This is a genomic window from Zunongwangia sp. HRR-M8 (genome assembly GCF_027594405.1).
GTDB lineage: Bacteria > Bacteroidota > Bacteroidia > Flavobacteriales > Flavobacteriaceae > Zunongwangia.
On the sequence record NZ_CP115161.1, the window covers coordinates 1804557 to 1826157 of the forward strand.

The following is a 21601-nucleotide window of genomic DNA, read 5'->3' on the forward strand; positions in this document are numbered from 1 at the left end:
CTTAGTACTTCTTAAGCCAATCTTTTAAATCGTAATAGTCTTTCAAATCTAATTTTTCATTAAGTTTTCCTGCTTCTTTAATTGCATCTTTTGTAAAAGTGGATGTTGTTACTATTATACTTTTTGAAGGATTTTTTAAAGTATGGACTCCGGCAACTTGTCTAACAATGTCAACACTAACTTTATTATTTGGTGAATACCTTTTACATTCTACTAGAATTAGAAAACTAGTGACTGCATTTTTAATTCTTGCAATTATATCGCTACCACCATCTCTCGTAGCTTTTGTAAGTTCTATATCAAATCCTAAATCCTCTAAAATACTTGCTATTAATTCCTCAAATTTTCTAGGGTTCAGAATGTATAGTTTTTCAGGATGTTTATTAAAGTAACTTTTAACTTCCTTGTTTATATCGGTTATCTCAAGATCAATTTTATTCTCTAAATCTTCATAAAGTTTTTCTTTGAATTTTCCGTTCTCAGCTATTCTTCTTGCATTGCTTCTAATTTCACTATTTGCAATTTCTATGCTTTCGTAGGAAACATTAACATCAATTGCTCGATATTCACCATCGCTGTCAAGCGCCATCAAAACGTAGCTCCAATCTCTGTCAATTTTGTCACGAATTACAGTTCCCAGTAGGTTATATTCTTGATCTATGAACCACTGTACTTCTTCTGCGATAGTGAAAACAAATGGCGATTTTTGTACATTATATGTTTCAAATTGGGTTTGAGATATTTCGTGAAAAGCCATATAGTATTGAATTTATTCCTAAAATTGCTAATATATAATACCTCTTAAAAAATTAAAGATTTTAATTAAATATTTGATTAAGATTTTAGGTATTAAGTGAGAATTTTGTAGAAAATTGCACCTAACGGTCTCGGTTATCGCCAGTTTGCGGAGTAGGGGACGCGGATTTGTCGGCTTAGTATTGGTTCGTTGGTCAAGTTAAATATTTTCTTACTAACGGTGCCGCTTATTGGCGATGAACCGTTGTTAGCCCTAGTATGAGTTCTATTTCTCAAATTGTATAATAGAATCTTTATCAATAAATAACTTGAAGTATGTTCTATAATTTACAGATTCTTTTAAATCTAAATAATAGTATTTTTCCCATTCTTTAATTTTCCTTGCAATTTTTAAAGCAACTCTTTCGAAATTTGATCGAGGTTTTTCATACTCATTTTTAAATTGGTTCATACCAAAAATCGTATCGATGACTTCATAGTTAAGTTTTCTTCTTGGTGATAAATTCACTGTTTCTAATAATCCATTTTCGTTTACGTCTACCCAAAATGGTGCGAAGCCAGAAGGATCAAACCTTTTGTTTTTATATGGTTTTAATATCGAATCTACATTAGTTAATGGTTTGGCTTGAAAAAATTGGTATCGATAATCGGTCAATTTTAATTTATTTCCATTGTCTAGTACTTTTTGCTCTGTTAAAGATATTTTTGATTCATCTAAATACTCACTATTTGAACAAAAGAAGTGAAACTTTAATTGGCCATCTCTTTTCTTTGCATATACTAACCATTTCTCTCCTAAATTAGCAGTCCAATAACATGAGGAATAACGACCAGTGACTTCTGCTTCTGAATTAAGTTTAAAATCTAAATATTTTGGGTTATCTCCATTTTTATAATGTTTACTTATTTTGAATGTAACTGTTTTAGTAAGTGAATCTGAGGCATATTTCTCCTTGATGACTTGCCCTTCAAAAACATAAGCAGATTCATAAAATTCTACAGCTGGTTTTGGAGTATCGCAACTGCAAGCAAAACCTTTAATTGAAAATAATAATATTAATAGTAAGTATTTTGTTCTCATATTAGGGGTAACGGTTTTGTATAACAATCAGTTGCGGATTGTTTTGAAACTAAGATAGCTAAAATTCCCGACTTTTATGCTTGCGCGGTTATGTCCGCAGGACACAAAGCCGCAATTGTTGTTATACGTTGTTAGCCTTAGTTTTTTATAACCAAGAATCATTAATTCCAGACATTTTAATTTCGAAATTTAGTTTATGCTTTTCTCTTAAAAATTCAATTATTTCTAAAAGTCCTGATTCATATGCAAAAGGCGATATATAAACTTCTCTTATCAATTCGTTCAAATCGACTGAAATATTTTTAAACGTAAGATTTTCATCATCTTTCATTCGAGTCAGGCACCTAACTTCCTTTTCGTAATTATAGTAAATGTGTTTAGTTAATAGGGTTGAAAACTGACCAATATTATATTCAGGTTTGTTTTCGTCGAAATAAGAGACCTCTCCAATAAAAATTTCTTCTTTGGTATTATTAAAACATTTTTTGAGACTTTTAAGGTCAGTTTTAATGGCAACACCTAATTTATCTTTAGCGTACATTTTCCATAATGCAAAAGATTCGGTTTTAGCGGCATTCCAAGATAAAACAAGTGTTTTATTCCGTGAATAGTCTTCCATAAAATTTTTGAAAACATCTACGAAACTGTCATCTCTACCATTTTGTTTATCGTGTTCTTTCATTCCTAAATAAACTAATTCAGGAATCTTACCTTCCATTTGGTCGCCGAGTAATCCTACCGATGGGAAAAACAGACTTGATGAATTAATTATCTTTAAGAATTTCCATAAGTCCATATATCTCCATAGTGGAAGTTCTGAAGTATTTTCTGTTCTTAAATCCTCGTGTTTTACGTACATTTTTTAAATTAAGGCTAACGGTTTCGAGTATGGACAGTTGCGGGTTAATTAATCAGGTTTTGTCCGCTTAAAATAAATATAGCTAAAAACATCGAATATCGATTAAGTATTTAGCCGCAATTGACCATACGCGTTGTTGTGCACAGTTTTATTTAATTATTTCACCATTTTGATCAAATTCAGTTTTCTTGGTTAGAAAGCCACGTTTGTTATAAATAGAAATCTCTTTTATTTTTCCGTTTTGATAAAATCTTTTTAATTCTCCAACTACGAGTCCATTTTTAAATTCCGCAACTAACCGAATTGAACCATTTGAGTAATATCCTGTTTCAATACCTTCACATTTTTTGTTACACTTTCTAAAGATATAATTCGGTTGAGTATGAGTTATAAGATATTCTCTAATTTTAGGTATATATAAAGTATCTGAATTTATCTCCTGGTTTAATTCCACTAGATGAACTTCTGCTATTTCTGATGCAAAAAGTTTGTAAACTCCTTTTTCGGGAAGTTTAATTGTTCCTTCATCTGATTCAAATGTCGAATAGGATTTTCCATTCTTTTCAAGATGGTATAAATCACTTAAAATAATTTTTTCAGAACAAGAATCTTTAAAAATAAGCTCGTATTCAATTTCTTGACTAAATGTAGAAATTGTAGAAAAAATTATTATTAAATAAGTTATTTTCATCTATTATAAAATGTCTTGTCCTAAAATATGGCTACAGGTTAAAACTGATTTTAGGCTGTTAATTTATATACCATATTTGGTGTTCTATAATCTAAAGATAAATGTAATCTTAATTCATTATACAAATTAATTGCATTTTTTGTAGCCCTCTTAGCGTGTTGGAGGCTATCAAAGGTCTGGTCGAGATAGAATTCGTCTTTCAATATGCCATTTACACGTTCTGCCATCGCGTTTTCGTAGCAGTGGTTCTGTTCGGTCATACTGATTCCTATGTTGTTTCTTTTAAGGATTTGTGTGTATACATTGCTGCAATACTGAATACCTCTGTCCGAATGGTGTATTAGTCCGGTAGTATTTTTAGCTTGATATATAGCTTTATTCAAAGCTCTTTCACATCCTTTAAGTTCTAGGCTATTGCTGATGTCATAACCAACAATTTTACGACTATGCATATCTGTAATGAGTGCCAGATAACAAAAGCCTTTTATAGTTCTGATATAGGTAATATCACTTACCCAGACTTGGTTGGTTTTTGTTACTTTGAGGTCTTTGATAATGTTTTTGTATTTGTGGAACCTGTGCAATGAGTTGGTGGTTCTGGAACTGTATTTTTTTCTAAGTGTAAGCATATTATGTTTTCTAAGAATGTTGAATAAGGTATCCCTGCCTATTTTAAAATCGGCATTTGTAAACTCTTTGCTCAGTGATCTGGTCAGTTTTCTAACTCCTTCTCTAGGAAGGGATCTGCGCCTTTTCTTGACAATGGCAACAACCTTATTTTCTATTTCTGAACGTTGACCTTCTCTACGCTTGTTTTTATAGTAGGCATCACGTTTAAGACCAAAATAGGCTGTTATGGCTGAAAGAGATGCAGATCCTCTAGATTTTTCCTTGGCCTTTATTAAGGCTTGATACTTATTTTTTTTTTAAGTTCAAGCACTGATTTATAGCCCAGCTGTTCTGCCGCCACTTCAAGATAAGAATCTTCTATAAGGGCATCCATATCTTTTTTCAAAAGAAGTTTCTTCAGCTGTTCAATTTCTTTTTGAAGCTGTTTGATACGTGTTATCTCATCTTTTGTTTTCACAGTCACTCTGGTGTTCATTAGGTCTTTACGGTTATATTTCCTGATCCACTCGTTGATAGTTGTTGGAGCAATACCGTAAGCTTTCCCTAGTTGATACTTGTTTAGTTTTCCTGCCGTAAGTTCGTCTAAAATTTTTAGTTTGAAGGATTCGGAATACCGTCTGATTACTTTGTCATTTTTATACATAATGTTTGAAATTATGTAGCCTTTATTCAGGACGAGTCAAAATTGTGCACAACGGTATTGTATACCCGTCAGTTGCGGTTTTTAGAAAACTAAGATAGAAAAAATCCACGAATTTTACGCATTCGATATTGTGTCCGCAGGACACAAACCCGCAATTGCTGGTATACGTTGTTGCCTAATGTAGCGACACGTTCTGCTGATTACGAACTGCTAAGCGATTCCTGTTTATCGTCCCTGAGCTTTTTAGTCCATTTAGATTAAATTATTATTTTGAAAATGAATTATAAATTGAACTTTTATCCGCAAAGATTAGAAAATAGAGTAGTGCTGATAAAATTTTATCCGCAACAATTCATCCTTTTTCTTTTTCTATTCGAGTGAGTTTAAGTCCGCGTATTGCTTACGTCACTTTTAGCCATTCCGTTTTTTCATTTCTGCTTTTCCCGAAAGATTGATAAGTTTCAATAAATTCAATGATTTAAACTTCTGATTTGGTTTCGGAGCTATTTTTGGCAACGGGTTTGTATAACAATCAGTTGCGGATTGTTTAAAAACTAAGATAGCTAAAATCCCTGACTTTTATGCTTGCGCTGTTGTGTCCGCAGAATACAAAGCCGCAATTGTTGTTATACGTTGTTGGCAACTGGCTTTATTTTGTTCTTTTGATTTTTGTTGGGTTCTGTCGAGTATCGAAAACATCATTGATTTCAATTCGGTTTTCTTTTTCTTTAATCCAATAAATGACTTTATAATTTTTATAAACTAAATATCTAAATTCTTGTTTTCTGTTCTTTAAAATTTCTTCTTCTTGTCCGATTCTCGGCTGAATTTTTAATTTTAGTGTTTCGTTATAAATTCCGTTAACGAGATTTTTAGCAACTCTTATTCCTGCGTTTTCTCGATAATATTCATAGATTTTTTCGAGCTCTTTTTGAGAAAAATCAGTCCAGAATAAATTTAGTTCCATTTATCAATTTTGGCTTTTAATTCACTCGCTTCGATTAATCGACCATTTTTTGAATCTTCCATAGACTGGTCAATTCGAGAATTAAACTCATCAATTGTCATTGGCTTAAAATCTTCGTGTCCAGATTTTTTGTTTTCTTTTTTTAAAATCTTTTCCAGACGTGAGATGACATCTTCACTTTGAATTTTCAAAAATTCCTGAATAAGTTCTAATTTTCTCGTTTGTAAATCCATTTTATTAGCTTTTTATCAAAGGTACAAAATTATCATTTTCAGTTGCTTTTATGATTTTCGAATTTTTATTCAGCTTGTTGCCAACGGTTTTGTGTATGGCTCGTTGCGGGAAATCCGCAAGGATTTTCCGCCGTAAACCAAAGATAGCAAATTGCAATGAATTCCGATTAGGAATTCAGCCGCAATGAGCTATACACGGTGTTGTAAAACGTTTTTTAATCAATTGGGATTTCAATAAATTCCGATAATATTTTTCCGTTTTTAGAATTTATTTTTATCACTTTCGATTGATTATTTTCTAATTTACTTTTCAAAGTCCAAATCAGTTTCTTTTTCTCAAAATCAATGTCCCATAAATATATTTCATTCAGACCATATTCATTTCCGATTTCAATTGCTTTTTTCAAGTCAATTTTTGTCTTATTCTGCAAGACTCTTAAATAAGGCTCTAAAATTCCTTGAGTGTCTTTTTTGCTCCAAGGTGTTTTGCAATTCAGGTTGAATGGAATCAATAATTCCGTCAATTCGAGGTTTTGACAAGTTATTTTATAATTCAGCCAAAACTGTATCGCTGGGTAATCAGATTTTTTGAATTCAGCCAAACTTATGCGTTCCAGTCCTTTTTCGGGATTATGAATTTCTACTATTGTTTTTGATTCATCAAATTTAAAGTTTGTTTCCAGTATGTCTTTATCAACTATAAATTTAAGTTTCTCTTCAACTCGATGTTCGGCACAAGAAATTATTCCATCAATGAAGCTTTGTGAGTTAGAAACTCCAAAATTCAGTAGTAGTAAAGTGGTTAGCAGGATTTTCATTCAAATGTTTTACAACGGTTTTGTGTATGATTAGTGGCGGGATTAAGCACCTAATTTAGCAAATAAAAACTGGATAGAAAATCCGCGAGGATTTTCGTAAGTAAGCTTGAACTAGCCATTAATTATACACGTTGTTCTACAACGTTTTATTCCTCACATTTCATTAATTGTGGTGCATATTTTAATACTTCATTTTTAGTCGAAAGGATATTACTTGTTCTCCCAAGACCTAATACTCTGGAAGTATTAAAAACTAAATCATCAGTTGTGATTAAAGGGTTTACTGAACGTATGGAAATTATTTGAGGTCTAATTTCGACATTTTCATCATATATTTTTGATTTAATAGTTGCCATGGCTTGCATTGCATTTTGAATAGAAGATGAACTGATTTCGGAAGGCATTGGAAGTAGTGAAGTGATTTCTTGAGATTCAACACCTAAAATATTAACGCTTAACGAGCCGCTAACTTCGTTTCTGCTCGCTGCAAAACCTATTGCAAATAAGTCTCCTAAATTTATGCCTTTCTTTTTAGTTTCAATTGATGCAACTACACGAAGACCAACTCCAACTCTTGCATATGAGAAAATACTTAAGTTTTCTAGTTGATTATTTTTTCCAAAACTTACTGTATCAACCACATTTATTGTTACAAATTTGACGTAATCCATAGTAACTTGGTAACTGGTGTTTTTCGCTGAAATAGCAGCAGCTCCTTTTAATGAAAGACCTCCTTTTTTTGTAATTTCTGAAATTTGGATTTCGACTGTTTCGTTTGGTAATAAGTCAACAATTTTATTATTAGGAATATCACTAAAGTATATATTCCTATCTTCTCTTATAAAACATTTATCGTCTTTTGAAGCAATTTTCATTAATTCTTCTTTTGAAGATTGACCCATCATCATCTTTTGATAATACGAATCCGAAAATTTATAATAAGCTATTGGATAAACATAATTAATTGGGTCAACAGGTCTGAAACCTATGCTTGAAATTAAATCGTCAGAAGGGTCAACTTTCTCTTGTGCATTTACATTTGTCAAGAAAGTCAAGAAAATTAAAATTAGTAAAGTAGTTTTTCTATTCATTTTATTGGTTTTACATGTTGTAGAACGGCTTTGTATAATAGTCAGTTGCGGGTTGGTTTAAAATAAAGATAGCAAAAAAACATCAAATTTTATGCTTGCGCGTTTTTGTCCGAAGGACATAATGCCGCAATTGCTATTATACGTTGTTGTAAAATGTAGCGACACGTTCTGATATAAAATTATCCGTTTTTCCTTGCTCTAAAATGATTGTCAGATTTATCGAATATTAGCTCTGATCAGATTTTTCTTTTTTTCAAAAAAGGGGAGAGAGGTTTTTCAAGTTTGAAATTTATAGTAAAAATTCACAATTTTAAATTTCTCCAGCCTTGCTTTTTAATTTTTAGCTGAATTTCTCAATTATAACTTTTGGGAGAGATTGATTCTGCGTAATGCTTTTTGTGTTGTTGATGATTGCGGAGTTCCGATTTGATTTAAAAATTCAGGTTTTGAGTTTTTTCATTTTTTGTCCGTTTAAAGTCAGTTTTAGCTTCTAAAAATACCAGTCAATTTTATACAATATCGGATTTCTTTTATTTGGTTTTTATCCTTTAAATCTTTAAAAATAGTGTCCGATTTTATTGAATATTGAATATAATTTTTTTGCGGCCAGATCGGTTGTATCAGTAAGTTTTTCCTTTTGTCTTTTTAAAAAAATTCTTCGTTTTTATCGAATTTCGAGTGTTGATTTTTCTGCTATCAGTTCTGTTTTCGGGAGAGATTGGGTCAGGAGCTATTTTTTACAACGGCTTCGAGTATGGCCAGTTGCGGTTTTGTTAGCCAGGTTTTGTCCGTGTAAAATAAATATAGCTAAAAACATCGAATATCGATTAAGTATTTAGCCGCAATTGACCATACGCGTTGTTGTGCAACGTATTTTATTCAGGATATTTTTCGTAGGCCAGTTTTTCAATTTTAGTTTCCGATAATCCTTTTGTCCTTAATTCTCGACAATATTTTGCTCTTAAACTAGCTAAATCATCAAATGGATTATTTACAAGAATAGATTGATGTTCTTTCCTTTCTTTTTCTTCCCACTTTTTGTCCAAAATTCCTAGTAATTTTTCCTGTTTTTCGAATATTATTCTTCTACAGTCTTTTTCCTCAATTCTGTTTTTCAATTCGTAATCACAAGCCATAGAGAAAGTTACAGGAGAAAATATCCAATATAGTAATTCATTCAAGTCAGAAGTCAATTTTCTTTCATATTCGTTTCCTCGTTCCGAAATCACATAGTTGTAAAGTCCCACATTATCAACTTCAATATTTGGTGTTGCATCTCCAATTGGTGAGCTAAATGTCGGAAGTAAATATCTTGGTGAATTAATTTTTTTGGCCAGTTGCTTTACAACTTTTTCTATTTCAGTTACAGTTTTTGTCATATGTTGCACAACGTGTTTGTATATGAAAAGTAGCAGATTTATATGTGATAATTTTCTGTTTAAAAACAAAGATAGCAGAAAAGAAATAAACTTTAAGTTTAGATCTTAACTGCTATTTTTTATATACTGTGTTGGCAACAGTATTATTTTTTTACTTCATAATTTCCTGCGGTAAATTTGAACGTTCTCACTAATCTTGTCCAAGTATTTAATTGAGAAATAGCAAAAGTTAAGTTGCAAATTTCTTCCGTGTCAAAGAATTTAGTTAGAGAATTGAAAATTTCATTTGAAATATCTTTTTCACTTATTTCTGTCAATGCTTCTGTAAATTGAAGTACTGCTTTTTCTTTTTCGGTGAAGAAAGAAGTTTCATTCCAAACACTAAGGGTTGACATACGCAATTCGGTTTCTCCAGTATGTTTTAATTCCTTGTAGTGCATATCAATACAGTACGCACATTTGTTAATTTGAGCAACTCGTAAACGCATTAACTCTAAAAGTTGTAAATCTAATGTTGATTCTTTTATGTAATTTTCAATTCCCATTAATTTCTCTACCATTCCTTTAGGGATTTGGCTAAATGTAATTCGTTCCATAATTTATATTGTTTTAATTATGTAACAAATTTATTGTATACCTGTATCTTGAAAATTAAGATATCTTAAGAAATGAAAATCAGTTAGTTTTTCTCAGCTCACTTAAATATTCAGGTGTAATTTCCAGATATGAGGCAATCATATATTGAGGAACTCTCTGAGTGAAATCAGGAAAATAGCTTATCAAATTGTCATATCTATCCTTACTTTTCATTTGTAAATAAATGTCATTTCTACGTTGAATAGCAATTAACATATTTTCGGTAATTATTCTGAATAGTCTTTCAAGTTTTGGAATAGAAACGTAGAGATTTTCTATGTCTTCTTTGTTAAATATTAATATTTGGGTTTTTTCAAGAGCTTGAATAGATGAAAGAGAAGGTGTTTGGTTGATAAAACTTTCCATATTCGTTATCCACCAATTTTCAAGAGCAAATTGAGTTATTTTTTCATTCCCTTTATTATCTATATAAAAAGAACGAACTAATCCATTTATAATAAAATAGTTGTTTTTACATACTTGTCCTTCCTTAAGTATGTAATCTTTTTTTTGAATTGTTTTGAATGTTAATTTAGAATAAATATCGTCTATTTCAGAATTACTAAACTCAACATATCGGCTGAAATACTTTCTGATTTGTTCTTTCATTTATGGTGAGTTCTTTTATTGTTGCCAACGGCAGTCTGTCTCAAAACTACCTGATTTGGTCTTAAAAATAGTTGAAATTAGGATTGAAAACAAATGCACTACTTTCTGTTTCCTTCTGTTTTGGCTCGGTTAAAGCTTTATTTCTTCTTATAGCGGCTTTTATAAGCTTTTTTAAGCTTAAAAAGAGGTTGAATATTAGTTCGTTAAGGTCGATTTTACTGTTGAAGAGTCTTCTTAAATTATAGGCCAGTGCGATGAGTCCAAAGTCGGCTGAAGCTGCTTTAATGCCTCTTTTGGTCATGATATGGTCAAAGCCCCATTGTCGTTTCATGGTGCCATAAGGATGCTCGACCAGTGCCTGTCTTTTTTTATAAAGCTCTCCGCTTTGTTCAATGCGCTTGGCATTGCCCTGGATGCTTTTGGTAAATTGAGTACGCTGGATGATTTTACCGTTGGCTTTAGCTGTGGTACAGTGGCTTCTTACCGGGCATTGTTTGCAGGCTTTGGTCTTGTATTGTTTAAAGGTATAGTTTCTAGCTTTGTACCAGGAGCCATTGCTGGATAAAGTATTTCCCTGGGGGCAGGTATAGGTATCCTCATCAGTATTATAGGTAAAGTTTTCAGCGTTATAACGAGGATCTGGTGCCTGGCTTTTACGTCCAATGGCCGGAATGGCCACCAGGGTATTGATACCCAGACTATCGGCAATATAAAACTCGCTTCCGGTATGGTAGCCTTTATCATAAAGCGCGGTAAAGGTATTGGTTCTTAAAATAGCTTTAGCTCTTCTAAGCATGGTACCCATTGCTTTTTTATCATTTTGATTGGTGAGTTTGTAATCAATGAGGAACTTATGTTTGGCATCTACGGTAGTTTGCGCGGTGTAGCATACCTCGGTAACGGTTCCCCTTACAATTTGATGCCTACTATCAGGATCAGAGGTTGATCGTTGTGGATTTTCAGAAGAAACATCATTGTCCAATTCTTTTTGTATTGCCCAGTATTTAGTCTGTTGCTCTTTACGTCCTTTAATTTGCTCTTCAATTTCTTCGGTCTTTTTCTGGTCGCCATCAGCTATGGCTAGTTCCTGGTTATGCTCTTTGAGCTTGTTATCAATATAGTCGAGATGCCGCTGGATTTTCTTTTTGTTGTAGTTGTTCTTTTTGCTGTTCTGTGCCCTTAGTTTGGTAGAATCCCCAGCGATAAGGGTTCCCCCGATCAGGTTGAAGTTGCGGGCAATGGACACACTTTGGCGGAATACCTTTCGGATGGCCTTTGGGTTTTCTTTTCTAAAGCGGGCAATGGTATTGTGATCGGGTTTCAGGTTTTTAAGCAGCCAGATCACCTCGATATTTCGCTGGCATTCTTTCTCCAATCTTCGGGAAGATCGCATCCTATTCATATAGCCGTAGATAAAGAGTTTGAGCAGGTCTGCTGGATGATAGGGCGGTCTTCCCTGAGAAGCTATGTTTTGAAAGCCCATTTGGGATAAATCTAGCAAGTTTACGAATTGATCGATGAGTCTTACGCTATTATCCTGGGGGATCATATCATCCAAACAGGTCGAATAAAGGCTGAGCTGTTCGCGGTCTTGTCCTTGTTGATATTCCATATCCTAAAGATACGGAATTCTTAGGTTTTGAGACAGTCTGACGGCTCCGGTTATGATTTGTTGCGGAAAAGTCCGCTAGGACTTTTCGGTTACGGTTGTAATTTACCAAATATTCCTGGGATTTTCGGCAGAAAATTCCGCCGCAATGAATTATAACCGATGTTGTAAACTGGAGCGACAGTAGTACATATCTTTTTATAGGTATTTTTCATAAGCAAAAATATATGCTTTTAAATCCTGATTTTTTTTAGTTTTATTTCTATTATTTATGTTTATAATTTGGACCTATTTATCGTAACCAATATCTTTCTCCTTTTGCTTCAATTAATTTTTCCATAAAACTTTCAAACGAATTATCTATTATTTTCCAATTATGCGGAGAATCATCATGATAACAGTCAAGAATGTCATAAATAAAATTGGGATTTTTTCTAAAGCTAATAAAATCTCCATCACCAATAACATTACAAAAAACAGTTAGGTTATCATCCCAATCTTCTTCATAAGTATCTTTTTGAAGTTCATTTTGTTGATTAAGTTCTCTTGTTCCTAAAAATTCAAAACCGCCTATATCTTCATATTTATACAATGAACATCCATCTGTATATTTAAGAAAATTTAAATATTCTGGTGGTAAACTTAAATTGCTTTTAGATTTTATCATATCAAGATGTTTGGTCAGAGCACCTTCTTTCTTTTTAAATTGTACAACTAAACCATCATAATCCAAAAATCTATCTTTTTGTTCGAAAAGAAAATTTAATTTATCTATTAAGTCTTTGTTTATCATTTTTTCAGGAGCTCTTGTTTACAACGGTCTAGTGTATGATTTCGTTGCGTGTTTAAGCATTAAAGTTAGCAAAGAAATCACAGATAGAAAATTCCAGCGGAATTTTCGTAAGTAAGCTCTAACTAGCAATGAATTATACACATTGTTGGCACACGTTTTTTTTTAATTACATATTATGGTTAATCAAAATAACTAACCTTTTTTCAGGTACAATTAAATAGAAATTCGTACTTCCGCTTTTTTGATAGGAGTAATATGCTCCTGGTTGATTTGCTATTTGTCTTATAAAATTTTGTCGGTCAACTATTTCTCCTTTCCAACCTCCGTAAGTTGGTGTTACGAATTCTAAAATTCCGGATTCGTTTTCTTTTATTGGTGTTTTTGTCCATTTAATGTCAGCGAGTTCTTTTTTTGGAAGGCTGTTCAAAAATTCTTTATCAGGATTCTTAAAATATTCGGCAGTTTCTTCATTGAACTTATAAATATCCAATGCGTAGCCTTCTCCACGAACACTAATTTCTTCGTAATCGAATTCGTTCCAACTCCAAAATTGCTTTCCTGTCAATTCAGTTGTTCGGTCTTGTATATAGAAGTTTTTCGAAAGTGGAAATATTTGAAGTTCCCAAGTCAAAAAAAATAGAATAATAGTCAAAATGGAGACTTGAATCACGAATGATTTCTTATTTCCTTTTTTGTAGAGTCGGAATAGTCTAATTATCCAAACTATAAGTCCGACAATTAGTCCAATTATAGCTAATAATATGATTAGATAAAATTCCATTTACAAGTTTAAAGTAAAATTTAGATTAAGACTGTTTGTTATTTTTTGAATTTATCTAAAAGTTTTTCAAATCCATAAAATGGTATTGAAATAATCAATAATAATGGTGGAATCCATAAAATCTCTATTAAAAGTCCGCCAATTTCAAAAGGTAAAAAGTAAATAAAAATTCTTAGTGATAACGTGATTATAGAGATTTTTGGGACTATCTCAAAAACTGTGTAAGTAGAAAATATCGGGGTTTGCAAACCCCGATATTTTTTTAATCTTGCCTGTAATTTCAGGCCTCTAATATTTACACAGTAATGAAAAAAGAAGATTTATTTGACGATGATTTTTTAAAGCAGTTCAAATCCGGAGAAGAACTCAGTAATTTCCTAAAACAACTCCAAAAGCGTGGTCTGGAAAAAATGCTGGAAGGTGAGCTTGATGGTCACCTTGATTACGAGAAAAACCAGCGATCTAAAGAAGGTAATACCCGCAACGGCTATTCCCAGAAGAAGGTTCGCAGTTCCTATGGAGAAGATTCTATAAAGGTTCCAAGAGACAGGGACGGATCCTTTAATCCCATGATTGTTCCAAAGCGGCAGAATATGGTTGATGGAATCGAGAATGTAATTGTCTCTCTTTATGCCAAAGGAATGAGCAATAGTGATATCGAAGAACAGATCTCTGAAGTCTATGGTTTTGATGTTTCTACTTCCACCATATCCCGAATAACTGACCGGATTAGCAATGATATTGTCGCCTGGCAGAACCGCCCTTTAGAGCCGGTTTATCTTATTGTCTGGATGGATGGGATTGTGTTTAAGGTACGAGAGAACTCCAAGGTAGTCAACAAAACGATTTATATCGCAGTAGGTCTTAGGAGGGATGGAAAGAAAGAGGTTCTTGGCCTATGGCTGGGTAAGAATGAATCTGCGGCTTTTTGGATGAGCGTACTTACTGATATGAAAGCCCGTGGTGTGGAGGATATTCTGATCACCGCTACAGATAACCTGAATGGATTTACCGATACCATTAGAAACGTATTCCCGGAATCCAGAACGCAAATATGTGTAGTCCACCAGATCAGGAATGCTTGCAGGTATGTGGTCTGGAAAGATAAAAAAGCCTTTACAAAGGATATGAAGCTCATCTATGATGCTCCGACCAAACAGGCCGCAGAAGCTGCCCTAGAGGATTTTGCACGCAATTGGAATGACAAGTATTCCTATGCTATTAAAAGCTGGAGAGACAACTGGGAAGATCTTACAGTTTTCTATGAATTCCCACTCGAGATCAGGCGTATCATTTACACCACCAACCTGATTGAAAATTTAAACGGTAAGATCAGGAAGTACACCAAGAATAAATTATCCTTCCCAACAGATGATGCTGTTATGAAATCAGTATATTTGGCATTAAGGGAAGCCACAAAAAAGTGGACTATGCCGGTTAGAAACTGGGGAATTATCCTCAATCAGTTCTTAACTATATATGAAGAAAGGGTTCGACTTTAAGTAATAAAGCCAAACCCCCTTATTTAAAACTTACACACTTTACGGGATAGTGTCAGATTTTTGTTAATGCTTTTAATTTTCTTTTGTCATCAGTTTTTTTCAATTTAATTTCATTCTCAATTTCTTCGGCTGTTTTATTTTTCTTCAATTTGCTAATTATAGATTTCGTTTTAAATGTGTGCCAACGGATTTGTATAACCGTCAGTTACGGATTTAAAGATATTAATTTTCGATTCAACACAGGCGTTAGCAATTCCGAGTGGATTCGGACGTAGTCGAATCCGCCGTAATTGCGGTTATACGTTGTTAGCAAACGTTTTTTCTTTCCTATACTCAATTTTTACTTCCGAAATGTTTGTCGGTTTGTTTAATTCAATTCCGTTTTCAATTTTGATTGCATTTCCAAAATTGTCATAAGTCCATTTTACATATTCAGTCGATTTTCCAGAATCATCTTTTCTTACATACAATAATTCATTTCCATTATCATCTTTTGTTCTCTCTTCCGTTTTTGTGAATTTTCCATCAATGAATAAAGTCCATTTTTCGGTTTTTCCAATATAATCGTAAACATCTTCTTGCGTAACTTTTCCTTTTGTATCAAATGTTTTGCGGTTTACAATTCGATTATTTTCATCAAATCCAGTTATTACTTTTGCATATAAATCTCCATTTGAATCAAATTTTTCTTCTATTCCCGAAAGTTTATTGAAGATAGTTTTATGTTCAATAATTCCGACTTTGTTTTTTGATAGATAAATTATAATATTTTCTTCAGGAAACTGTTTTTCATACCATTCCAAAATTTCTCCATCATCCGACTTTTCAATTTGTTCAATTTCACGGTTTTTTTCATCAAATTTCCATTCGATTGAGCCAACAAAATTATTTTCAGAATCGAATTGGCGTACAGAAATGCAATTGCCTTTCGAGTCATATTTAAATCTTACTGAATATCTTAAATCTCCATTTTCCTCGAAAAAATCAGTTTTCTCTTTTATTCCATCACGATTAAATTCATTGATAATATGCTCTAGTACTTTACCATTTTTTCCAATTATTTTTCTTGACGTAATTTTCATTTCAAATGTTTGCTAACGTGTTTGTATAACAATCAGTTGTGGATTGTTTGAAAACTAAGATAGCTAAAATTACTGACTTTTATGCTTGCGCGGTTGTGTCCGCAGGACACAAAGCCGCAATTGTTGTTATACGTTGTTGGCAACTGGCTTTTTTTATTTCCCCCAATGTTCTAATCTAAAATCTATTACTATAGAGTCTTTGTCAAATTTAATATATAATTCTTTTCCTTTTATTGGGTCAATGTTCCAACCATTATCAACCATTATTTCATAAGTGATTTCGTTTTCTTTTTTGTTCTGATAGTTTTCAGGTTTGCCTAACAATTCAACCAATTTTTATTTTCATTCCTTTTTCAAGGTGATTTGCCATTAAATCTTGAACCATATTTTCACGATACTCATAAAATCCGTCAAAGCTTTTATTCCATTTGGATCGTTCAAATTCCATTTGTTTTGGTCCACAAGCTACTAACACACAAAAACAAATAAGAATTATTTTTTTCATCCTTCTTCAGACCACTTTTTAGTTGACGACCTATATATTTTGGATTCTCCTACACTTAATCCATACCAAACTATGTATGTTGAATCGGTTTCCAATTCATAAAAGGCTGGACTGTCTATAAATTCAGTAAATCCAAATTCGGACACGTTTTTTGGCAGTCTTTTATTTTTCTTTTTAAATGTTTCAACTTTTTCAATTAACATTTCGGCATATTCTTGATTTTCATTCTTTAAATCGCAACTAAAAATTCCAAAGAATAGAATTATTGTTAATATTTTGATTGTCGTTTTCATTTTTCAGCTTGTTGCCAACGGTTTTGTATAACAATCAGTTGCGGATTGTTTGGAAACTAAGATAGCTAAAATTCCCGACTTTTATGCTTGCGCGGTTGTGTCCGCAGGACACAAAACCGCAATTGTTGTTATACGTTGTTGTAAAATGTAGCGACACGTTCTGATATTTATTTTCTACTTTTTTTATCAAACTAAAAATGATAGTCAGGATTATGGAATATGCGTTTCTAGGAGCTTTTATCTATTTAGTATTTTACAGAGTGGGAGAGAAGCTTTCGAAAGTTTTTCCAGGGTTGCTTTTTAATTTAAGTTGAATTTTTTAATCATAATTTTTGAGAGCGATTGGTTTCAGCGTAATTATTAGCTTTTAAATTTTCAATTATTTTTTTTAATTCTGTTTGCGGCAAGAAGCTTTATTCGTTGTTGCTGAAACTAATAAAATGGCAGCTTATTTTGTACAATTTCACTACTATTTTTTCTAATTTTTAGTCTGCGGAGTTGCTCATTCATTAAGTCAGAAATTTGTTTTACTGGAATTTAAGAGAGCGATTCTGTCGGTTTATGATTTAAAGAATCTAGTCAAACTTCATTGATTTTCGAGTATTATTATTCTGCTTTCACATAGTTTTTCAGAGCGTGATTTTGTTAGTTTTATTTTAAAAATTTTGTCCGATTTTATCGAATTTTAGTCATCTTCGATCAGTTCTTTTTTCAGCGGGAGATTAGTTCCGGAGCTATTTTTTACAACGGTCTTGAGTATGGACAGTTGCGGGCTGGATTTCCAGATTTTGTCCGCTTAAAATAAATATAGCTAAAAACATCGAATATCGACTAAGTATTTAGCCGCAATTGGCTATACGCATTGTTGTGCAACGTATTTTTCAATTTTTTTTGCTCATTGATTTCTCAAAAAACTCATTAAATGCTTCCATTCCATTAGGTTCTAGGAAAACTACTTTTTTTTGCAATTCCATTGGTGTTTTATTTCCTAAGTTTTCCATTATTGCTAAAGGCCAAGTAAAACTGAAATCAGTTGGCAAAATCAATTTATTCGGATTAATATTTCCAATTATTGAATTGGAATAATACACTTTATTATTTTCACTTAACTTAAATCGAATTTTGGTTTTAAAATTTCCATTATATTTTGTCGATTTAGTCTCAATTATTCCATTTGGCTCAATTTTAATTTTTCCAAAACTGTTTCCGCAATCAGAACTTTCCCAATATTCTATTGGCTTCCAAATTCCATTTTCGTCCATAGCTTCTTGTAGAATGTAAATTTTAAAGTCCTGATGAGAGATTGAAATTGTATCAGAAGAATTATTTTTAATAAATACTGAAATTTTTCCATCAGTATTCGGTAAAGCAATTAATTCAAATTCTTTTTTGGATTTTATTTTTGTATCAAATTGTTCTTTAAGTTCGGAATTAGCAACAAAATCAGAATTATACTGGTTTTGATTCACACTCATTTCCGATTGCTGTGCTTTTGCAATTTGGCAAAGAAGTATAATTAATATTCCAATTTTTAATTTCACAATTTCAGTTTTTCTATATGTTGCACAACGTTTTTGTATAAGATTAGTTGCGTGTTTTAAGCACTAAAGTTATAAAATAAATCACAGATAGAAAGTCCCCGAGGACTTTCGTAAGTAGGCTACAACTAGCAATTAATTTTATACGGTGTTGGCATACGTTTTTATATTTTTCGGAATAACGGTTCTTTTAATTTCTTATCAAAATGTAATAAATCCGCTAATTTTATATTGTTAAGTAATAGTCCAGAAAAGCCTGAATATTTTAAAATTAATGAACAAACTAACAAATGAAGTTTATAAACGATGTGATGCAATTCATATGCTTTTGTATCATTCTCAATATCAAAAGGAATTCTACCGTGTAGAAAATCATTTCTCATATTTATGCACCTTTCATCATCTTCGCTCAAGTTTATGTTTAATAGTTTGAAAGAAAGTAAAAAACTGTCTCTGTTCCCGACTTGATTTATTTGTTCTAATTTATTTAAAACCATTTTTTTGCTATTAAATTCAGAATCCGGAATAGTCTCTACTATTTTTTTTAATTCTTTGATTGTATTACTAGCTTTCTTCTTTATTTTGAATGGATTTATCTTTTCTTCATTTTCTTCTATAATTATATTTTTTACAGTTTCTAAAGCAACTGAATATGTGGAAGCCTTTATTTCTATTGGGTATTGACAGCTTTCCGACATTATTCTAATAGCTCTGAATAATCTTAAATCCGTAAGACTTTTATTTACTAAATTTTGAAAAACTTCTTTTTCCAAATATGGTCTAACTTTATTAAATTCAGATAATTCCCAATACAATTGAGGGTCTAACGCTGGAATTCCAGATATTGAATTTTCTAACTTTTTATAATTGAAAGAATTTATTTTTTCAAATCTAGAATCATCATACTTTAAAATTATAATTTCATCTCTAAAAAGATGTCCACTAACTAAACCAAAACAATAAGTAATTGCTGAAATATAGTTTTCAAAATCATTGCTTTGTATTTTGTCATAGCTTTCAATTACCAAAGATTCAACTTCATTAACCTTGTAGTCAAAAATTCCAATTCGCTTGTTCTTGATTACAATATTTAAATAACCTGCAACCCTAATTGAAGAACCGACATTGAAACCTTCTGATTTTATATATCTAATTGGAAGTTTATGAAATTTTGGTTTAGGTATTATGGCTCTATGAATTCCAGCAGAGTTATTAAATGAATTTGACTTTAATTCTCTAATTTCTCCAGTTGATTTAAATCCTTTTCCAATTTTTAAGTTAATTAAACCTGCACCATTATAAGCACTAAAATGAAGTTCATCATTAATTAGCTCAAATGGCTCTTGGTAACCATAACTTTTATGTTGATATTTGACAGGTGGACCTTCAAGTAATATTTCTCCTGCGGAATACTTAAAGCACCTTTTCCCTTTTTCTAGAGAACATTTTATTGTGTTTATAGTTGGATATTTACTTTTAATAATGAACTCTTTCTTGGAAAATAGGTTCGTCAAGAAATCATTAGTATGAACTAAATTTATTTTTGCTCCTTCAAGTTTAATTTTATCTAATCTGCTCAATTTTTGTCAAATGTATGCCAACTCGTTATATCATCATAAAAATACGCTTTTATCCGATTCAGTTTCCGGATATCAACACTTTTTCGTCTCTATTTGTGATATTTGTTATACGCTCTATAGCCAAATCTAAAGGATTCTTGATTTTATTTAAATCTTTTTGGGCTACATGGGTATAGATCATTGTTGTCTCTGGTTTAGAATGACCTAATAATTCTTGAATATATCGAATGTCAACTCCGTTTTCCAGCATATGTGTCGCGTAACTATGTCTTAAAGTATGTGGGGTTACTCGTTTTAAAATACCCGCCTGTTTACAACTTATTTTAAGAAAATTTCTAACAGAGCTAGGGGTGTAAGCACTGTTAGCCCTTCCTTCAATTAAGAAATTTCTAGGCTCATAAGTCATCAAATAATTATTCAAAAGTGGTTTTACAGTTTCACTCAAATTAACCACACGATCTTTCCTATTTTTTCCCTGTTTGATATGAATTACATTTCTAGAGAAATCAATATCGCTTACCTTTAGATTAATTAACTCTCCAATTCTAAGACCGGCAGAATACAACAAGGCAATAATTGCTCGGTGTTTCAAATTACGTGTAACTTGTATCAATTTTAATACTTCATGATCAGAGAGCACAATGGGTAAATATTTACTTTTCTTGGGGCGGTTAAATTCACTGGCATCAAATTTTTCAACATTACAAAATTCAGTTAAATATTTTAAAGCACTAACGCATTGCCGATGGCTACTAATGCTATAGTTTTCTTTTGCCAATACATTGGTCATAAAATAATCCAAATCAACATTAGCGAAGTCATCAATGGCTTTATTTTTTAATAAATCTATGAATCTCAATACAAAAAAGCCATAACTTTTTAAAGTGCTTTCGCTTAATCTTTTGCCACGTAAGTAGCCAATATAGTCTTTAAGTAAAGCCCGATGTTCTTTTGGTAAGGCTTTGTATAATTTCTTCATTGTTGGCTTTTTGTCAGAATTCTTTTTTATTGCATCATAAAGATATTCAGGAATTTCGTCATTCTTAAAAGCCTCTCTATTTAGCACGAATCCCGCATCTAGACAATAAAGCTTTAAATCGATAAATTGAAAAGGAGAATAACTAACGTAATAAGTAGTATTAGATTGAGACCACTTTATAGCTTTATAAGACTTGATAAAAGATCGAGTCTTACTGTCATTTCCAAATTTTATAGCAATTTGCTTTCTTCCACGATGGATAAGTGGAATAAGAGTTATCGATTTGTTCATAATCCTAGGGCATAAAATGTTGATTTATAGAATATAAAAATAATTAATTAGTCGTTTCTATGGAAGACGATTAAGTGTTAAAAATCATAGAAAAGAAAAAGTAAACTGATATTTAAGCTTGAGACCAAAAACATAATCCAGCCAATGCTGTGATTTGATGTAGATATTTAAGGAGAATTTGAACTAATATAGAATCATATTATTCAAATAGCATTTCTCAATAAACAATAATTTGTTGACCTTTTGAATTGCATT

The 21601-nt window shown here is 31.9% G+C and carries 24 protein-coding genes; 1 reads left to right on the plus strand and 23 read right to left on the minus strand.

Annotated elements, in window-relative coordinates:
- Position 1: 1 nt before the first annotated feature.
- The 16 genes from PBT89_RS07745 to PBT89_RS07820 all read right to left on the minus strand — a co-directional run bounded on the left by PBT89_RS07745 (position 2) and on the right by PBT89_RS07820 (position 13360).
- Entirely contained in the window at positions 2 to 757 is a 756-nt protein-coding gene (locus PBT89_RS07745; protein WP_270064139.1) for a restriction endonuclease, read from the minus strand.
- 264 nt (positions 758 to 1021) lie between these two features.
- On the minus strand, positions 1022 to 1837 hold the full coding sequence (locus PBT89_RS07750) for a hypothetical protein (protein ID WP_270064140.1): 816 nt from the start codon (positions 1835 to 1837) through the stop codon (positions 1022 to 1024).
- A 145-nt stretch (positions 1838 to 1982) separates the two neighbouring features.
- Positions 1983 to 2696 carry a DUF2971 domain-containing protein gene (locus PBT89_RS07755; protein WP_270064141.1) on the minus strand — a complete coding sequence of 238 codons (714 nt, stop codon included), beginning with the start codon at positions 2694 to 2696 and terminating at the stop codon, positions 1983 to 1985.
- Between the two features lie 148 nt (positions 2697 to 2844).
- On the minus strand, positions 2845 to 3387 hold the full coding sequence (locus PBT89_RS07760) for a hypothetical protein (protein ID WP_270064142.1): 543 nt from the start codon (positions 3385 to 3387) through the stop codon (positions 2845 to 2847).
- A 50-nt stretch (positions 3388 to 3437) separates the two neighbouring features.
- Positions 3438 to 4289 (minus strand): IS3 family transposase, encoded by an 852-nt coding sequence (locus PBT89_RS07765; protein ID WP_333474151.1) that lies wholly within the window; start codon positions 4287 to 4289, stop codon positions 3438 to 3440.
- Complete coding sequence (locus PBT89_RS07770; RefSeq protein ID WP_270064143.1) at positions 4289 to 4660, minus strand: transposase; 372 nt, start codon at positions 4658 to 4660, stop codon at positions 4289 to 4291. Before PBT89_RS07770 ends, PBT89_RS07765 begins: the two co-directional genes overlap by 1 nt.
- 649 nt (positions 4661 to 5309) lie before the next feature.
- Positions 5310 to 5627: a type II toxin-antitoxin system RelE/ParE family toxin gene (locus PBT89_RS07775; RefSeq protein WP_270064144.1), complete on the minus strand. Its 318-nt coding sequence runs from the start codon at positions 5625 to 5627 to the stop codon at positions 5310 to 5312.
- The gene (locus PBT89_RS07780; protein WP_270064145.1) at positions 5618 to 5860 is read right to left on the minus strand and encodes a hypothetical protein; all 243 of its coding nucleotides are present in this window, start codon (positions 5858 to 5860) and stop codon (positions 5618 to 5620) included. The genes PBT89_RS07775 and PBT89_RS07780 overlap by 10 nt, the downstream gene beginning before the upstream one ends.
- Before the next feature lie 215 nt (positions 5861 to 6075).
- Positions 6076 to 6678, minus strand: coding sequence for a hypothetical protein (locus PBT89_RS07785; RefSeq protein ID WP_270064146.1), 603 nt, complete (start codon positions 6676 to 6678; stop codon positions 6076 to 6078).
- Positions 6679 to 6824: 146 nt separating this feature from the next.
- Positions 6825 to 7769 (minus strand): hypothetical protein, encoded by a 945-nt coding sequence (locus PBT89_RS07790; RefSeq protein WP_270064147.1) that lies wholly within the window; start codon positions 7767 to 7769, stop codon positions 6825 to 6827.
- An 875-nt stretch (positions 7770 to 8644) separates the two neighbouring features.
- Positions 8645 to 9148: an Imm63 family immunity protein gene (locus PBT89_RS07795; protein ID WP_270064148.1), complete on the minus strand. Its 504-nt coding sequence runs from the start codon at positions 9146 to 9148 to the stop codon at positions 8645 to 8647.
- A gap of 143 nt (positions 9149 to 9291) precedes the next feature.
- Positions 9292 to 9744, minus strand: coding sequence for a carboxymuconolactone decarboxylase family protein (locus PBT89_RS07800; RefSeq protein ID WP_270064149.1), 453 nt, complete (start codon positions 9742 to 9744; stop codon positions 9292 to 9294).
- A 79-nt stretch (positions 9745 to 9823) separates the two neighbouring features.
- Positions 9824 to 10393 (minus strand): Crp/Fnr family transcriptional regulator, encoded by a 570-nt coding sequence (locus PBT89_RS07805; RefSeq protein ID WP_270064150.1) that lies wholly within the window; start codon positions 10391 to 10393, stop codon positions 9824 to 9826.
- Between the two features lie 61 nt (positions 10394 to 10454).
- The gene (locus PBT89_RS07810; RefSeq protein WP_270061606.1) at positions 10455 to 12005 is read right to left on the minus strand and encodes an IS1182 family transposase; all 1551 of its coding nucleotides are present in this window, start codon (positions 12003 to 12005) and stop codon (positions 10455 to 10457) included.
- A 289-nt stretch (positions 12006 to 12294) separates the two neighbouring features.
- The gene (locus PBT89_RS07815; RefSeq protein ID WP_270064151.1) at positions 12295 to 12795 is read right to left on the minus strand and encodes an SMI1/KNR4 family protein; all 501 of its coding nucleotides are present in this window, start codon (positions 12793 to 12795) and stop codon (positions 12295 to 12297) included.
- 166 nt (positions 12796 to 12961) lie between these two features.
- A complete protein-coding gene (locus PBT89_RS07820) occupies positions 12962 to 13360 on the minus strand; it encodes a hypothetical protein (protein ID WP_270064152.1) in 399 nt (132 codons plus the stop codon).
- Between the two features lie 521 nt (positions 13361 to 13881).
- Here PBT89_RS07820 and PBT89_RS07825 point away from each other — a divergent pair.
- Positions 13882 to 15078, plus strand: a complete 1197-nt coding sequence (locus PBT89_RS07825; RefSeq protein ID WP_270061650.1) for an IS256 family transposase — start codon at positions 13882 to 13884, stop codon at positions 15076 to 15078.
- 296 nt (positions 15079 to 15374) lie between these two features.
- On the opposite strand, the gene PBT89_RS07830 is transcribed toward PBT89_RS07825, so the two are convergent.
- The 7 genes from PBT89_RS07830 to xerA all read right to left on the minus strand — a co-directional run bounded on the left by PBT89_RS07830 (position 15375) and on the right by xerA (position 21346).
- Entirely contained in the window at positions 15375 to 16160 is a 786-nt protein-coding gene (locus PBT89_RS07830; protein WP_270064153.1) for a hypothetical protein, read from the minus strand.
- 153 nt (positions 16161 to 16313) lie between these two features.
- Positions 16314 to 16484 carry a hypothetical protein gene (locus PBT89_RS07835; RefSeq protein WP_270064154.1) on the minus strand — a complete coding sequence of 57 codons (171 nt, stop codon included), beginning with the start codon at positions 16482 to 16484 and terminating at the stop codon, positions 16314 to 16316.
- A 1-nt stretch (position 16485) separates the two neighbouring features.
- The gene (locus PBT89_RS07840) at positions 16486 to 16608 is read right to left on the minus strand and encodes a hypothetical protein (protein ID WP_270064155.1); all 123 of its coding nucleotides are present in this window, start codon (positions 16606 to 16608) and stop codon (positions 16486 to 16488) included.
- Positions 16609 to 16661: 53 nt separating this feature from the next.
- The gene (locus tag PBT89_RS07845) at positions 16662 to 16958 is read right to left on the minus strand and encodes a hypothetical protein (protein ID WP_270064156.1); all 297 of its coding nucleotides are present in this window, start codon (positions 16956 to 16958) and stop codon (positions 16662 to 16664) included.
- Positions 16959 to 17839: 881 nt separating this feature from the next.
- Positions 17840 to 18499, minus strand: coding sequence for a hypothetical protein (locus PBT89_RS07850; RefSeq protein WP_270064157.1), 660 nt, complete (start codon positions 18497 to 18499; stop codon positions 17840 to 17842).
- 161 nt (positions 18500 to 18660) lie between these two features.
- On the minus strand, positions 18661 to 20076 hold the full coding sequence (locus tag PBT89_RS07855; RefSeq protein WP_270064158.1) for a hypothetical protein: 1416 nt from the start codon (positions 20074 to 20076) through the stop codon (positions 18661 to 18663).
- Positions 20077 to 20134: 58 nt separating this feature from the next.
- The gene (xerA, locus tag PBT89_RS07860) at positions 20135 to 21346 is read right to left on the minus strand and encodes a site-specific tyrosine recombinase/integron integrase (RefSeq protein WP_270064159.1); all 1212 of its coding nucleotides are present in this window, start codon (positions 21344 to 21346) and stop codon (positions 20135 to 20137) included.
- Positions 21347 to 21601 lie beyond the last annotated feature (255 nt).

What these genes read in the sequence shown, in the direction of transcription:
- PBT89_RS07745 (WP_270064139.1), bottom strand. Translation starts at nt 757, where the DNA reads ATGGCTTTTCACGAAATATCTCAAACCCAATTTGAAACATATAATGTA.
- PBT89_RS07750 (WP_270064140.1), bottom strand. Translation starts at nt 1,837, where the DNA reads ATGAGAACAAAATACTTACTATTAATATTATTATTTTCAATTAAAGGT.
- PBT89_RS07755 (WP_270064141.1), bottom strand. Translation starts at nt 2,696, where the DNA reads ATGTACGTAAAACACGAGGATTTAAGAACAGAAAATACTTCAGAACTT.
- PBT89_RS07760 (WP_270064142.1), bottom strand. Translation starts at nt 3,387, where the DNA reads ATGAAAATAACTTATTTAATAATAATTTTTTCTACAATTTCTACATTT.
- PBT89_RS07770 (WP_270064143.1), bottom strand. Translation starts at nt 4,660, where the DNA reads ATGTATAAAAATGACAAAGTAATCAGACGGTATTCCGAATCCTTCAAA.
- PBT89_RS07775 (WP_270064144.1), bottom strand. Translation starts at nt 5,627, where the DNA reads ATGGAACTAAATTTATTCTGGACTGATTTTTCTCAAAAAGAGCTCGAA.
- PBT89_RS07780 (WP_270064145.1), bottom strand. Translation starts at nt 5,860, where the DNA reads ATGGATTTACAAACGAGAAAATTAGAACTTATTCAGGAATTTTTGAAA.
- PBT89_RS07785 (WP_270064146.1), bottom strand. Translation starts at nt 6,678, where the DNA reads ATGAAAATCCTGCTAACCACTTTACTACTACTGAATTTTGGAGTTTCT.
- PBT89_RS07790 (WP_270064147.1), bottom strand. Translation starts at nt 7,769, where the DNA reads ATGAATAGAAAAACTACTTTACTAATTTTAATTTTCTTGACTTTCTTG.
- PBT89_RS07795 (WP_270064148.1), bottom strand. Translation starts at nt 9,148, where the DNA reads ATGACAAAAACTGTAACTGAAATAGAAAAAGTTGTAAAGCAACTGGCC.
- PBT89_RS07800 (WP_270064149.1), bottom strand. Translation starts at nt 9,744, where the DNA reads ATGGAACGAATTACATTTAGCCAAATCCCTAAAGGAATGGTAGAGAAA.
- PBT89_RS07805 (WP_270064150.1), bottom strand. Translation starts at nt 10,393, where the DNA reads ATGAAAGAACAAATCAGAAAGTATTTCAGCCGATATGTTGAGTTTAGT.
- PBT89_RS07810 (WP_270061606.1), bottom strand. Translation starts at nt 12,005, where the DNA reads ATGGAATATCAACAAGGACAAGACCGCGAACAGCTCAGCCTTTATTCG.
- PBT89_RS07815 (WP_270064151.1), bottom strand. Translation starts at nt 12,795, where the DNA reads ATGATAAACAAAGACTTAATAGATAAATTAAATTTTCTTTTCGAACAA.
- PBT89_RS07825 (WP_270061650.1), top strand. Translation starts at nt 13,882, where the DNA reads ATGAAAAAAGAAGATTTATTTGACGATGATTTTTTAAAGCAGTTCAAA.
- PBT89_RS07830 (WP_270064153.1), bottom strand. Translation starts at nt 16,160, where the DNA reads ATGAAAATTACGTCAAGAAAAATAATTGGAAAAAATGGTAAAGTACTA.
- PBT89_RS07840 (WP_270064155.1), bottom strand. Translation starts at nt 16,608, where the DNA reads ATGGAATTTGAACGATCCAAATGGAATAAAAGCTTTGACGGATTTTAT.
- PBT89_RS07845 (WP_270064156.1), bottom strand. Translation starts at nt 16,958, where the DNA reads ATGAAAACGACAATCAAAATATTAACAATAATTCTATTCTTTGGAATT.
- xerA (WP_270064159.1), bottom strand. Translation starts at nt 21,346, where the DNA reads ATGAACAAATCGATAACTCTTATTCCACTTATCCATCGTGGAAGAAAG.